Origin of the sequence: Erwinia pyri (assembly GCF_030758455.1) — a bacterium.
Lineage (GTDB): Bacteria > Pseudomonadota > Gammaproteobacteria > Enterobacterales > Enterobacteriaceae > Erwinia > Erwinia pyri.
The window spans coordinates 179661-193596 of the sequence record NZ_CP132353.1 but is presented as its reverse complement, the minus strand read 5'-3'; the positions used below and the strand labels follow the sequence as shown (position 1 = coordinate 193596).

General features: G+C 55.4%; 14 protein-coding genes. 9 read left to right on the top strand and 5 right to left on the bottom strand.

Annotated elements, in window-relative coordinates:
- Nucleotides 1-87 precede the first annotated feature (87 nt).
- The 7 genes from Q3V30_RS00870 to Q3V30_RS00840 all read left to right on the top strand — a co-directional run bounded on the left by Q3V30_RS00870 (nucleotide 88) and on the right by Q3V30_RS00840 (nucleotide 8331).
- The gene (locus tag Q3V30_RS00870) at nucleotides 88-1674 is read left to right on the top strand and encodes an MFS transporter (RefSeq protein WP_306209577.1); all 1587 of its coding nucleotides are present in this window, start codon (nucleotides 88-90) and stop codon (nucleotides 1672-1674) included.
- Between the two features lie 16 nt (nucleotides 1675-1690).
- The gene (gene bglB / locus Q3V30_RS00865; RefSeq protein ID WP_306209576.1) at nucleotides 1691-2830 is read left to right on the top strand and encodes a beta-galactosidase BglB; all 1140 of its coding nucleotides are present in this window, start codon (nucleotides 1691-1693) and stop codon (nucleotides 2828-2830) included.
- 15 nt (nucleotides 2831-2845) lie between these two features.
- Complete coding sequence (gene kduD, locus Q3V30_RS00860; protein WP_306209574.1) at nucleotides 2846-3607, top strand: 2-dehydro-3-deoxy-D-gluconate 5-dehydrogenase KduD; 762 nt, start codon at nucleotides 2846-2848, stop codon at nucleotides 3605-3607.
- Between the two features lie 44 nt (nucleotides 3608-3651).
- Nucleotides 3652-4290, top strand: coding sequence for an RpiB/LacA/LacB family sugar-phosphate isomerase (locus tag Q3V30_RS00855; protein WP_306209572.1), 639 nt, complete (start codon nucleotides 3652-3654; stop codon nucleotides 4288-4290).
- A gap of 221 nt (nucleotides 4291-4511) precedes the next feature.
- Nucleotides 4512-5372 (top strand): UilS family quorum-quenching N-acyl-homoserine lactonase, encoded by an 861-nt coding sequence (gene uilS, locus Q3V30_RS00850; RefSeq protein ID WP_306209570.1) that lies wholly within the window; start codon nucleotides 4512-4514, stop codon nucleotides 5370-5372.
- A 70-nt stretch (nucleotides 5373-5442) separates the two neighbouring features.
- Nucleotides 5443-7863, top strand: a complete 2421-nt coding sequence (locus tag Q3V30_RS00845) for a type III effector HrpK domain-containing protein (protein WP_306209568.1) — start codon at nucleotides 5443-5445, stop codon at nucleotides 7861-7863.
- Nucleotides 7864-7986: 123 nt separating this feature from the next.
- A complete protein-coding gene (locus tag Q3V30_RS00840) occupies nucleotides 7987-8331 on the top strand; it encodes a hypothetical protein (RefSeq protein WP_306209566.1) in 345 nt (114 codons plus the stop codon).
- Nucleotides 8332-8422: 91 nt separating this feature from the next.
- On the opposite strand, the gene Q3V30_RS00835 is transcribed toward Q3V30_RS00840, so the two are convergent.
- From Q3V30_RS00835 to mntP, 5 genes are all read right to left on the bottom strand, one after another.
- Nucleotides 8423-8722: a chaperone modulator CbpM gene (locus Q3V30_RS00835; RefSeq protein ID WP_306209563.1), complete on the bottom strand. Its 300-nt coding sequence runs from the start codon at nucleotides 8720-8722 to the stop codon at nucleotides 8423-8425.
- Nucleotides 8719-9666 (bottom strand): curved DNA-binding protein, encoded by a 948-nt coding sequence (cbpA, locus tag Q3V30_RS00830; protein WP_306209561.1) that lies wholly within the window; start codon nucleotides 9664-9666, stop codon nucleotides 8719-8721. Before cbpA ends, Q3V30_RS00835 begins: the two co-directional genes overlap by 4 nt.
- A gap of 135 nt (nucleotides 9667-9801) precedes the next feature.
- Nucleotides 9802-10542 (bottom strand): SDR family oxidoreductase, encoded by a 741-nt coding sequence (locus Q3V30_RS00825; RefSeq protein ID WP_306209560.1) that lies wholly within the window; start codon nucleotides 10540-10542, stop codon nucleotides 9802-9804.
- Nucleotides 10543-10800: 258 nt separating this feature from the next.
- Nucleotides 10801-10878, bottom strand: coding sequence for a stress response protein AzuC (gene azuC, locus Q3V30_RS22715; protein ID WP_428979274.1), 78 nt, complete (start codon nucleotides 10876-10878; stop codon nucleotides 10801-10803).
- A gap of 184 nt (nucleotides 10879-11062) precedes the next feature.
- Nucleotides 11063-11632: a manganese efflux pump MntP gene (gene mntP / locus Q3V30_RS00820; RefSeq protein WP_306209558.1), complete on the bottom strand. Its 570-nt coding sequence runs from the start codon at nucleotides 11630-11632 to the stop codon at nucleotides 11063-11065.
- 431 nt (nucleotides 11633-12063) lie between these two features.
- Between mntP and Q3V30_RS00815 the strand changes: the two genes are divergently transcribed.
- Nucleotides 12064-12306 (top strand): DUF1158 family protein, encoded by a 243-nt coding sequence (locus tag Q3V30_RS00815; RefSeq protein WP_306209556.1) that lies wholly within the window; start codon nucleotides 12064-12066, stop codon nucleotides 12304-12306.
- 65 nt (nucleotides 12307-12371) lie between these two features.
- A complete protein-coding gene (locus tag Q3V30_RS00810) occupies nucleotides 12372-13820 on the top strand; it encodes an alpha/beta hydrolase (RefSeq protein ID WP_306209554.1) in 1449 nt (482 codons plus the stop codon).
- Nucleotides 13821-13936: the final 116 nt, after the last annotated feature.

Below are 13936 nucleotides of genomic sequence, written 5' to 3'. Positions count from 1 at the left end.
GCAAAGGTTTTTGCCCCTTACTGGTTCTACCTTAGCTCATCCCCCGACAATCGCCGGGCGCTTATCAGGTAAATCAGGAAGGATACGATGATGACACGTAAACCAGGAACGCTAAATTATTTAGCCTATGGGTCAGGTGATTTCCTCGGCGCTGGCACCATGGCGCTGACCTCGGCATGGCTGCTCTATTTCTACACCACCTTCTGCGGACTGAGTCCGATTGAAGCGACCTCGATCTTTGCGCTGGCCCGCGTGCTGGACGCCGTCGTCAGCCCACTGATGGGCTACCTCACCGATAATTTCGGCTCGACCTGGTTTGGCAAACGCTTTGGCCGCCGCAAATTTTTTATCCTCACCGGCATTCCGCTGGTCTTTACCTATAGCCTAATGTGGGTCGGCGACATGACCTACGTTTACTATCTGATGACTTATCTGCTCTTTGAGGTGGTCTACACCTCCATTCTGGTGCCTTACGAGACGCTGGTGCCGGAAATGACCGATGATTTCAAAGAGAAAACCAAATTCTCCGGCGCACGTATCGCTCTTGCTCAGCTCTCGGCCATTCTTGCCGCTTTCCTGCCGGGCATGCTGCTGAGCTATTTCGGCAAGGACAATGCGATCTCCTTCTTCTATGCCAGCCTGGTGTTCTCGGTGATCTGCGCCATCGTGCTGACACTGGTCTGGTTCTACACCTGGGAACGTCCGCCGGAGAAGAAGTCCAGCGCCGCACTACAGGCCGAGCAGCAAAAGCTGACGCTCAGTCAAAGCCTGAGCCGCCTGAAGACAGAACTGACCTCCACGTTGCGGGTGCGAATATTTCGTCAACATCTTGGCATGTACCTCGGCGGCTATATCGCTCAGGACATCTTCAACGCAGTTTTCACCTATTACGTGGTCTTTGTACTGATGCAGAGCGCCAGCCTGGCCTCAAATCTGATGGGGACGATGGCGATCATGCAGTTTGTAGCGGTGATCGGCATGATCCCGCTCTGTATCCGGTTTGGTCCCGCTCCCTCTTATCGCATTGTGGTGGTGCTGTTTGGCCTCAGCTCACTCTCTTATGGCCTGCTTTACTACAGCGGCTTAAGCAATGTGTTCTCTCTTCTGCTGTTCGTCTCTGCCATTGCAGGACTGGGGCGCGGCGGCATCAATTATGTGCCCTGGAATATCTACACCTACATTTCCGATGTGGATGAAGCGATCACCGGGCAGCGCCGCGAGGGCATTTTTGCCGGGATCATGACGCTGACCCGCAAAGCATCGCAGGCGGGCGCAGTGATGCTGGTAGGGATCCTGATGCAGCTCTCCGGCTTCGTCGCCGGCAGCGCGACGCAAACCCCGGCGGTCAGTCATGCCATTCTCACCATTCTTTGCGGCGGCACGCTGGTAATGCTCTGCATCGGCTTTTTCATCTCCCTGCGCTTCAGGCTCAACCTCGCCACCCATCAGACATTACGTGAAGAGATTGAGAAGATGCGCGCGGCAGGCAATGTGGTGCCTGCGGATATCACGCCTCAGGCCAGAGCCACCGTGGAACTGCTGGCCGGTCTGCCTTATGAAGCGCTGTGGGGAAACAACAATATTGGCTATCTCAATCGCAATAAGCCAGCCGTGCAGCCTTTACCGGCAAGCCCGGCGGCAACCCCTGTCGCCAGCCAGTTAACCCGTCCCTGATCTGAGAGGAGTATTTATGTTGGTTTATCCCGTAAAACAGAGCGCCTTGCTACGCCAGCCGGAGCGGTTCATCTCCTGCAAGGAGCTGCATCAGCTGATCAACAAGCTGGTGGATAACCTGGTGAACATTACCGACGACACGGGGGAGTTTCTGCTGAGGCTGGATGATGGTCGGGTCATCGATACCAAAGGCTGGGCGGGATGGGAATGGACGCACGGCATCGGCCTCTATGGCATTCATCAATACTATCGCCATACCGGCGACGATCGGCTTCGGGCCATCGTGGATAACTGGTTCAGCAACCGGTTTAGTGAAGGGACTCCCACCCGTAATGTGAATACGGTCTGTCCGTTTCTGACGCTCGCTTACCGCTATGAAGAGACCCGCGATCCGCGCTGGCTGCCCTATCTTGAAAGCTGGGCCGACTGGATCATGCACAAAATGCCCCGCACCGACTGCGACGGTATGCAGCACATCACGCTGGCTGAAGAGAACCATCAACAGCTGTGGGACGACACGCTGATGATGACCGTGCTGCCGCTGGCAAAAATCGGCCAGTTGCTGAACCGCCCGGACTACATTGAAGAGGCTAAATATCAGTTCCTGGTGCATACGCAGCATTTGATGGATCGGCAGTCGGGATTATGGTTCCACGGCTGGACGTTTGAGGGCAGGCACAACTTTGCTAACGCCCGCTGGGCGCGCGGTAACAGCTGGCTCACCATTGTAATACCGGAATTTCTCAGCCTGCTGGATTTGCCGGAAAAGGATGCCACCCGACGTTTTCTCCAGCAGGTACTCGCCAGCCAGCTTGAGGCGCTGGAGCGATGCCAGCATGAAAGCGGCTTATGGCATACGCTGCTGGACGATCCCGACTCCTACCTTGAAGCTTCCGCTACCGCAGGCTTCGCATTTGGCATGCTGAAAGCCGCACGTTGTCATTATGCCGATCCGCGCTACGTCGCCGTGGCCGAAAAGGCGCTGAGGGGGCTGATCTCCCATATCAGTCACGACGGCGAACTGACCCAGGTCTCCTTTGGTACAGGCATGGGCAAAGATCTCAATTATTACCGCCAGATCCCGCTGACGTCGATGCCGTACGGGCAGGCGATGGCGATTTTATGCCTGGTGGAATACCTGCATGTCTATCTGTAAAACAAGGAAAACAGCATGATCCTGAATCATTTTTCTCTGCACGGAAAGGTAGCCATCGTCACCGGATGCAATACCGGTCTTGGGAAAAGTATGGCCGTAGGCCTGGCGCAGGCAGGGTGCGACATTGTGGCCATTAACCGCAGTGAGCCCACAGAAACCGCTAATGAGGTCATCGCCCTGGGGCGGCGGTTTCTGAGTTTGAAAGCTGACCTCGGTCAGCAGGAATCTCTGCCATCGCTGGTGGCACAGGCGGTGAGCGAGATGGGCCAGATAGATATTCTGGTCAACAATGCCGGCATTATACGCCGCAACGAGGCGCTGGAGTTCAGCGAGCAGGAGTGGGACGACGTGATGAATGTGAACATCAAAACGCTGTTCTTTTTGTCACAGCTGGTAGCGCAACAGTTCATTAAGCAGGGGCGTGGCGGAAAAATCATCAATATCGCTTCCCTGCTCTCTTTTCAGGGGGGCATTCGGGTCCCCTCTTATACCGCGTCGAAAAGTGCCGTCATGGGACTTACCCGCGAGCTGGCCAACGAGTGGGCCAGACATGGCATCAACGTTAATGCGCTGGCGCCTGGCTATATCGCTACCAACAATACGCAACAGCTGCGCGAAGACCAGAGCCGCAGCAGTGAAATTCTCGCCCGTATTCCTGCCGGACGCTGGGGAGAACCGCAGGACCTGATGGGGCCGGTGGTGTTTCTGGCCTCCAGCGCTTCTGATTACGTCAATGGCTACACCCTTGCGGTGGACGGTGGCTGGCTCGCGCGCTAGCCCTTCGCCTCTATTAACCAACAAGCCTGCAAACCGGAGAAAATATGAATATTGCACTGATGATGGAAAACAGCCAGGCGGCAAAAAATGCCGTAGTTTTAGCCCAGTTAAAGGCTGTAGCAGCCGAAAACAAGGATGCCGTTTTTAACGTGGGAATGCAGGATGAGGGGGATCATCACCTGACCTATATCCACCTGGGGATTATGGCGAGCCTGTTGCTGAATGCGAAAGCCGTGGATTTTGTGGTGACAGGCTGTGGCACCGGTCAGGGCGCGTTACTTTCACTGAATATCCATCCTGGGGTGGTATGCGGCTATTGTGTCGATCCAGCCGACGCCTTCCTGTTTGCTCAGATCAATAACGGCAACGCGCTGGCTCTGCCTTTCGCTAAAGGTTTCGGCTGGGGCGCAGAGCTTAATGTGCGCTATATCTTTGAAAAGGCATTTACCGGCCGCAAAGGCGAAGGCTATCCAGCCGAGCGCAAAGAGCCTCAGGTTCGTAACGCGGGCATTCTGAATCAGGTGAAAAGCGCGGTGATGAAAGAGAACTATCTGGATACGCTGAGAGCCCTGGATCCTGAACTGGTAAAAACGGCTGTCGGCGGGGAGCGCTTCCAGCAGTGTCTGTTTGAACAGGGTAAAGATCAGGAGATAATCGCCTGGGTTAAACGACTGATCCAGTAGCAGTAGCGTTAAACTATCCGCGATCGGCAATGCCGGTTGCGGATCCTTTTTTCCAGCGTTTGCGTTAATTGATCGCCGTCATAAAAAGGGCCTTTTCGTCTTTAAGTTCCCTCTCTGCCTCTGCCAGCCTGCGGTTATTTTGCTATTTTATTCGCGATCGCCCTTATTATGACTGGTACTATTTTACCGCTTTTCAGGATCGTTTTTTACAAGGAACAGGTATGAACGTCTCTGCCTTTACTCTGCCTGGCAAAATTGCCGCCACGGTTCACGCGGCTGATAACATCAGCTCAGCCCCCACCATTATTCTCTGCCACGGTTTTTGCGGCATCCAGCCAATTCTGTTACCCGCGTTTGTTAACGCTTTTGTAGAGGCAGGCTTTACCGCCATCACTTTTGATTATCGTGGCTTTGGTGCCAGCGGCGGCGAACGTGGGCGGCTGGTGCCTGCCATGCAGATTGCGGATATCATCAGCGTCATGCAGTGGTGCCGGTCCTTACCCGAGGTCGACAGCTCCCGCCTGGGTCTGTGGGGAACCTCCTTTGGCGGCTCGCACGTTATGGCGGCCGCGGCAGATAACCCTGATGTCCGCTGTGTGGTCAGCCAGCTGCCCTTTGCCGACGGAGAGAGCATTGTCACCGGATCAATGACGGCAGAGGAGAAAAAGGCTTTTATCGCCACCCTTGATAAAATGGCGGACAAAAAGGCGTCCACGGGCAGGGAGACGTTTGTCGCCATTACCCGAGTCCTGAATGACGAAGAGTCAAAAACCTTTTTTGAGAGCCACAAAGCTGCCTTTCCGGCCATGGATATCAGGATCCCTTTCCTGACGGTGCGGGAAACGCTTAATTATAAGCCTGTTGAATTCGCCAGCCGGGTAACCTGTCCAACGCTGATCGTTGCCGCCGGATCGGATACCGTCAATCCGCCAGAGCAGGCGATGGCGCTGTTTGACGCGGTCGCTGCCGGGACGAAAAAGCTGCATATTGAGAGGGGCGCCAGGCATTACGAAATCTACAATGGCCCCCATTTTCTCTCTGTCATCACGCAGCAGATTGCGTGGTTCAGACGCTGGCTGTAAGAAAAAAGGAACCTGACCCCTCTTTCCGCCCACTTACCTGTTCCCAGCAATCGCTTTCAGGTGAGTTATCATGCGCGTTCTCCATTCACGAACCGGTCTGGCTGATTCCACCGGCCCGGCCTCTTCTGCCCCGCCAGCTCAGGCAAACCAACCCAATCCGGTGCTAAAAACGGGTGCAGGAAGTATCCAGTTTGGACAGGCGGGCAGCCTGGCCGGGGCAGAGAAAGCCTGCGTCGGGGCTAAGGAAGATGCGCTGAAGGAGCTGGCTTCGATGCTTGCCGGGCTGCTGAAAAAAGCGGCTGACATCCAGAGCACGGCGGAGACAGGAGAAGTGCCACAAAGCGCAGAGAGTGGCAACGTCGGGCAATCCACTGCCACCTCCCCGCTTCAGGATACGGGGCAATCTCAGGCCAGCGGGAGTGAGGCCGCGCCAGCTTCGCCCGGCAGTGATGCCGCCTTCCTGGATAACTCCCCTTACTCCTCCCCGGAAGAGCTGAAGAAATATGATTCGCTGGTATCAAACCTGCCGCCAGAGCAGCGGGAACAGGCAGCGAAAGAGATGAACCGTCCGATAGCCGCCGCGAAAATGGCCGCCGCAGGAGGCGAAGATGGCGATCGGGCCAAAGCGTTTATTGGCGCTAACCCGGCGCTGGAAAGGGCCATGGATGTCGGCAAACATGGCGGAAAGCCGGACGGCAAAACCACCAGCGGCGACTACAAATCCTTTGTTAAAAACATGGAAAAAGCCCGCGATGCGGCAAGCAAAGATGTCGATAATTACAAAAAGGAAAATCCCAACGCCGATCCCCAGTCGCTGCAAATGGTGATGTCGGCGGCCACGCTGCGGGCCAGCGAACCGCTGGCAAAAGCTGGAGCACTGAATCAGGATGGCAAGGTCGATAAATATATCACCGCCGACGCGCTGAAAGGGCTGCAGGAAAACAATCCTGGCCTGGCCTCTTCCCTCACCCGGTCGGCAAAAACGTTCTCTCAGCCAGGGCTGATGACGATGCTGGATCAGGGAGGGTTCGAAGGTAAAAGCCTGGCGCTGCACAACCCGGATCAGAAAATCAGTACTCATAATATCGACGACTGGATTAAAAAGCAGGCGCCCACTAATGGCGGAGAATTTTCCAGCATGATGAGCGATGCTGCCACGCGAAATGCGGTCGCCAGTGTGGATATCAGCCAGCTCAATGAGGATGTTTTCAATAACCCACAAAACTACAGCGGCGCGCAGAAAGCCGCTGTAATGGTGAAGCTGCAACAGACGCTAGAGCAGGTCAACGGCGGCAGCTCGCTGCGTAAAGTTGATAAAACCTCGGCGGCGCTGGAAGAGAAGATTGGTCAGTTGCAGCAAGACCAGAGTGTGAAGGATTACCTGAATCAGGCCGTGCCCGCGCAGGAAAAGAACATCATCAACAGCGATCCTGCACTCAGTCAGGCGGTCAGCCAGCGTTATGAAGATCTGAAGTCCGGTAAGGCGCTCGGGCAGGATATGCAGGCCGCCCGGGATAAAGCGGATAAGGCGAATAAAGGCAAGAAAGAGGAAGAGAAGCAGCCTGTCGATTACAGCAGCGCTATTGGTAACCTGGATGCCGAGCTGAAGATGCAGGGCGACCTGAAGGGAGAGGCGGGAAAAGTCCCCAGCACACAAGAGGTAGTGAACAGCCAGCCTGGGCTGAAGCAGGAAATCGAGCGTTCTTATAACGAAAACTTTACCCAGGGCAAGGCGGTGGAAAGCGGCCTGAAAAACAATAAAAAAACCGATGCCACCGAGGTGCTGAGCGATGTGGATCGGCAGAAAGCTGCCTATGAAGCGGCTATTCCGGAAAGCGCCACTACCGCTGCTCAGGACGGCTACGCTGAAGCCACGCTGAAAGCGCTGACCACAACCGGCAAAGGCATGAGCGTACTCAAAGATTTGAAAGAGGCCGGAACGCTGCCAAAAGAGAGCGATCTGCAAAAAATGAGTGGTAAAGAGATGCTTTCACAGCTGCGCGATAACGTGGAGAAACAGACCAGCGCCGCGGGACTCAGTAGCAGCGGGAAAAGTCTGATGGCGGGCGGCGGCGCGCTGGGCGTAGCGGGCATGATTTCCCTCTCAGACCAGCTGAAATCTGGCGACAAGGCGGCGGCAGCGAAAACGATTTACGACGGCGTGAAAGGCACGGCGGAGCTGGGCAAACTCGGTTATAACGCCGCGGCTAACGCACTGGCGAAGGATGCCTCAGCAGGCCTGGGAAGAATGGCCGGGGCCGTAGCGGGTCGCGTGGTGGGAATGGTCGCAGGAGAAGCCGCTGGCCTGGCTGCTGCAAGCGCCTTGGGCGCCGCCGCCGGACCGGTGGGCTGGGCCATTGATGCCGTACTGGGGATAGGCTTTGGTATCAAGGCGATTATCGATGCGGTGAAAAAGCATAAGGATCAGAAGACTTTTGACCATAACGTCGATCCCACGCTGACGCAGTTTGGCATACCCAAAGCGCACTAGCCTCATCACTTGAGCCGGGCCGGAGGAAACCGTGCCCGCAAAAATCTTAGCTGTGAAAGCATTTGAAAATAGAGACGGGCTGATGGAAGATAAAAGTCACTTTGCCTTTTTTAAGGAGCAGGTATGAAAAAAGTAGTGATGCTGCTCGCCATTCTGGCAGCAACCGGTGCCGCACAGGCCGCAGACGACACGGAAGATCCGGCAGCGGGCTATATTGCTAATCTGTGTACCCTCGTGACGCAGGAAAAAACGACCGGCTCAGCTGAGAGCTATATCGCTAAGCTGAAAGCGCTGGACGCCCGCGGTCAGTCGCCTTCCGCCCAGGAAAAACCGGAGTTCGATGAGGATGAAGCCAGAACCGTTGTCGCGGCCTGGATGAACCTGAACGACCAGCAGAAAGCGCAGGCCCGTCAGAGTCCTGAGGCGTGTCAGAACGCCACGCTGGATGAGTATCAGAGTCAGGATTAACAGGCCATGGCTAACGCGGCAACGCGCGTTAAGCAAAAAATTTCAGGCCGGTGATAACCGGCCTGCTTATTTCTCAGCGATCGGCAGCAGTTCAGGCGCTGTGCAGTAACCGCTCTAACTGCCGCCTGAGCAGAAGATTTTCCTTTTCCAGCCGGTCGACTTTGTCCAGCAGCGTCAGTGCCAGAGCAATGCCTGACCATTCCAGCTCCAGTTCAATCTGCAACCTTCTTGCACGCCGCAGCTGATGCACGGCGTAATAGTCAAAAACCCACTGCGGCTCGCTCTCAGTCGGCGTGATGACGCCCAACCCCACCACTTCCGTTAACTCCTCCGGAGAAATATCCACCGAACGGCAGATCTCAATCACGGTATACCTTGCGAGTTCAGTCATGATGTAGCCCCCCATGCAGCGCGCGGATCAAACGCGGCTTTTTCCGCCAGCTCACGCCACAGCGCTGCACTCTGTTCGTCAGTGTTAGCGGGCATGACCACTTTCAGAATGGCATAGAGATCGCCGCTGCTGGTTTTACCGGACAGCCCCTTGCCCCTGACGCGAAGCCGCTGGCCGTTCTGGCTGGCGGGCGGGATTGTCAGCGATATTTTTCCGGTCAGGGTAGGCACCTGAACGGTAGCGCCCAGAGCGGCCTCCCACGGCGCAACCGGCACCACGATATGCAGGTTTTGCCCGTCAACCTCAAACAGCGGATGGGGCGCCAGCCGGATAACCAGGTAGAGATCGCCGTTAGCTGCGCCCTGGCTGCCCGCCACGCCCTGACCTTTCAGGCGGATGCGTTCGCCATCTGTAACGCCAGCCGGGATTTTCACCTTAAGCGTTTTCTTTACTTCGTCGATCTGTCGGCCAGATTCATCCAGGACCGGTACGGTGAAGGAGACAGTCCGGCTATCGCCTGCCAGCGTCTCTTCAAGAAACAGCGGCACTTCCATCTCCAGATCCTGACCGCGTCTGGGGGGATGTCGTCGCGTTTGTCCCTGAAACCCACTGGCATGACGGCCAAAGACAGACTCGAAGAAGTCGGAGTAGTCGCCCGCGCCGCCCTGCTCATGCTGCCAGTGGCCGCCGCCGGCGCCGGGAGAGGCTCCGGAAAAACGGGGATCGTCGCGATGCTGGCGGAGCTGGTCATACTCGGCCCGACGCTCGCTGTCTTTCAGCACCTCGTAAGCTTCCGCCATCAGCTTGAACTTGCGTTCGGCATCCGCGTCGGTACTGACGTCCGGGTGATATTTCCGCGCCAGCCGTCGGTAAGCCGTTTTAATTGTTTTTAAATCGGCTGAAGGATCAACCTCCAGCAGCGCATAGTAGTCTTTAAATTCCATCTGATTACACCTTCTTTTCAGCACGTTGTGGGCAGTAAGCCAAGCTCAATCCATCGAAAATTCAGGCCCCTGAACAGGGCCTTAATCGGTGCACACAGTGAGTGTAAGGCGTAATTCAGCAACGTGAAGAAAAAATCAGACCATCCCGCCGTTGGCGCGGATTACCTGACCGTTGATCCAGCCGCTCTGTTCGCCCGCCAGGAAGGCCACCACGGCGGCAATATCATCCGGCTGCCCCAGGCGCTGCATCGGGTTCAGGTTCGCCAGACTCTGGATCAGCTCTTCGCTTTTCCCGGTTAAAAACAGATCTGTGGCAACCGGCCCTGGCGCAACGGCATTGACGGTTATCTGCCGCCCGCGCAACTCTTTGGCGAAGGTATGGGTAAAGGCTTCCACGGCGGCTTTAGTGCCGTTATAAATCGCGTAGCCAGGCATATTCAGACCGATAGCGGAGCTGGAGAGATTAATAATCCTGCCGCCCTCCTCCAGGCGCTTCCCGGCTTCACGCAGTGTGTTAAATGTGCCCTGCACATTGATAGCAAAAGTTTGGGCGAACAACTCGTCTGAATGTTCCATCAGCGGCAGCGTTTTCAACACGCCCGCGTTATTCACCAGCACGTCAATACGGCCAAAATGGTGCTGAGCAGCATCGAACATCGCAGCCACATCATCAGATCGGGAGACGTCCGCTTTCACCGCCAGCCCCTCTACGCCCATCGCTTTGAGCTGAGTCACCACCTCTTCGGCTTCGCTGGCGCTGCTGGCATAATTCACCACTACGTTGAATCCCTCTTCCCCAAGGCGAAGCGCGATCTGCGCTCCGATTCCGCGTGATGCGCCGGTCACAATGGCAACTTTATTCGCTGTAATCGTCATGTCGAACTCCTCTGTCAGCTGGTCATCAACAGCGTGATTGCTACTGCTTAAAAGGATAGAAGACGAATTGGCCTGCGCCTGCTGAAAAGAATCACAGGGACGGTGACTGATGTGCGGAATGGCGAAGAAGGCGATTGAGCGGTCTGGAACGGGTAAGCGCTGAAGCTGACGAGCAGGAAGAGTTAAGGCTGGGTATGAGAGGTGATAACCATCGGTCTTTCCCTGACCGCGGCTATCGAGGGTTTCTGGCCAGCGCCATTAAGACATGGCACCCGGCGGTACGTGTTTAAAGACTTCAACATAGCTGTGCAACACGCGTTTAAGTAATTTTTTCATTTCGATCGGCCTGCTTCAAATTTTATTAGTAAAGTGCAAAAAAATTATACAAGACGCACCTTTTGCAGGCAAATAAATTTGAACCAGATCACATAAATGAGTTTCAGTATGCAAAGAAAAAGTTAAACGGAAGTTAAACAAGCGGGCTGTTGCCCGCCAGATGCTTCAGGAAAGGCCTGCAAAATCAGGGAAAAAGATTCAGATGCTCGATCAGGATGGTGCTGCCAATCCCGATCAGCACCACGCCGCCAAAAATTTCTGCCCATTTACCCATCACCGGGCCCAGGAAGCGTCCCAGCAATATACCGGTCGTGGCCATAATCATGGTTGATGCGCCAATCGCCAGCGCGGTAGCGACAATGTTGACCTGCAGGAAAGCCAGCCCTACGCCCACCGCCATCGCATCCAGGCTGGTTGCTACCGCTGTGGTAGCCAACAGCATAAAGCTGTGACTTTGCGGCGCTTCGTCAACATCCTCTTTTTTACGGAAGCCTTCCCGGATCATGCGGGCGCCAAGCACAAACAGCAAAATGAAGGCAACCCAGTGATCCCAGGCCATCACGTAATGGCTGGCAGCGATGCCGACTGCCCAGCCAATCAGCGGAGTCAGCGCCTCAATTACACCAAAGATTAATCCCGTCCGCAGCGCCTCTTTCACCGAAGGGCGGTGCAGACAGGCGCCTTTGCCGAGAGCCGCTGCAAAGGCATCCATTGACATACCAAAGGCCAGAATGAGAGTGGCGTACATGTTCATTGTGGTTATACCGGCTTGAGACCCCAGGAGGCCCTCAACGCATCATAAAAACCGATCCCGCTGTAAAAATAAGCGGCCGCGGATGAAAGTGTGACGCATCCTACCATGCGTTTTCGATAAAAAAAAGACAACAAAATCAGGGGTTTGAGTATAGCCTTGGCTATACTTTTTAACGAATGCTAATTCTGCGCCTGAAAAATCGATAAAAAGCCTAAAAGAATTACTACGTTAAAGGGGACATCCCTGACGGTACTGGGGGAATTCCAGGCAGAAATCAGGGTTGTATCGGCACTCAGATGAAAAAAATATTTATCAACACCCCGCTTCTGTAATGCCTAAATTGCTGTGAAAAAGGCCAGGTCGGGCACTTCAGATTGAACCTGAAGCCCGATTGCCGGAAAATGGCGGCTTCTGACCAGAATGGAACAATGATGAAAAACCCGTTTCTGACCTTTTTAATGCCGATGAGCACGCTGATGCTGGGCATGCTCTCCGCTTTATTGTTACCCGCGCCCTGGTTTGGCCTCAGCCTGACTTACCGACTGATGGCGATATTCCATTTCAGCGATATCGGCCAGCTCTATACGCTGGTCTTTTGCCTGTGGTTCCTGCTGCTGGGCGCCATTGAGTATTTTATTATCCGTTTCATCTATCTGCGCTTTGTAAAAGTCTGAGAGGCAAACTCTGCGTTTGATTTCATAAGATCAGCCCGGGTAACACGATAAAGGACAGGATAAGGATGCTACAGCGAACCAGAATCTGGCTGAAACGCACGGCGATTGTGGCAATACTGGCGTTAATTGTGCTGTTAGGGCTGCGCGTGGCGCTGACCGAGCGTGGGCCCGATTTAGCGCTGTGGCACACCTGGGTGCCGGAAGAGCTGAGTGAGAGCCAGCTGGATCGCACCGACTGGGCGGGCTATCTGCAGAATGAGCAGAAAATCTTTGCAGAGATGAAGCTTAACGTCAGCGATAAGCTGCAGCAGACGGATCCGGAAACCTACAACCGTTACGCAGAGCACAGCCCCGTTTATCCGGGCCATTTTGCTACGGACTGGAATCGCTCCTACATCATGATGCCGCAGGGTAAACCGCGCGGCGCAGTAGTGTTGCTGCATGGTCTTACTGATTCGCCCTACAGTCTGCGCCATTTTGCGGAAGATTACCGGCAGCATGGCTATGTGGCGGTTGCCATACGCCTGCCGGGACATGGGACCGTACCTGCTGCCCTGACCAGCGTTGAATGGGAAGAGTGGATGGCCGCTACCCGGCTGGCAGTGCGGGAGGCACGAAAACTTGCGCCTGACGGAACGCCGTTGCAGATCGTCGGTTTCTCTAACGGCGGCGCGCTGGCGATGAAATATGCCCTGGACGCGCTGGAGGATCCGGCGTTAGCCGCCCCCAGCCGGTTAATCCTGATTTCACCCATGATTGGCGTCAGCAGCTATGCCCGCTACGCCGGGCTGGCTGGCCTGCCTTCTGTTTTTCCCGCCTTTGCGCGCTCCGCCTGGCTGAGCATCCTGCCGGAGTTTAACCCTTTCAAATACAACTCATTTCCGGTGAAAGCGGCCCGTCAGTCCTGGCTGCTCACCAGCGCCCTGCAAACCCAGCTGCACCGCGACCAGGCCAGCCATCTGTTGGATAAACTTCCGCCGGTGCTGACCTTTCAGTCAGTAGCGGATGCCACGGTCAGCACGCCAGCCGTGGTAAGAGGATTATATAATTTGCTGCCTGCTAACGGCAGTGAGCTGGTGCTGTTTGATATCAATCAGTCGGTGCAGCTTTCGCCGCTGATGCGCAGCAGTGCCAGACATGCGGCAGAACATCTGCTGCCGCCTCCGCCCCGCCGCTATACCACCACGCTGGTCACCAATGCCCCGGCAAAGAGTAATATTGAGGTCGCTAACAGCACGGCCGCAGGCAGCACAGAGATCCGGAGCACGCCGCTGGGGCTGAATTATCCCCCGGATGTCTATTCGCTCTCCCACGTGGCACTGCCCTTCCCGCTTACCGATTCCCTTTATGGCAGAACGCCAACGCGGCCGGGTGAATTTGGGGTGAGCTTCGGCTCGCTGACGCCACGGGGAGAACGTGCGGTGCTGATGGTGAGTCTGGATACGTTGATGCGCCAGTCCTCCAACCCTTTCTTTCCGTGGATGCTTGAGCGCGTCAATGCCACGCTGAGATAAGCCGCAGATATGTCACCTGACACGCTTTGTAACAGCCGATGCCAGGGCAGAAGGCTGCGGTCACAGGCGGCAAACTCAGTCATAAATCTGGTTTACTGCGCAAATTTTGCGCAAAA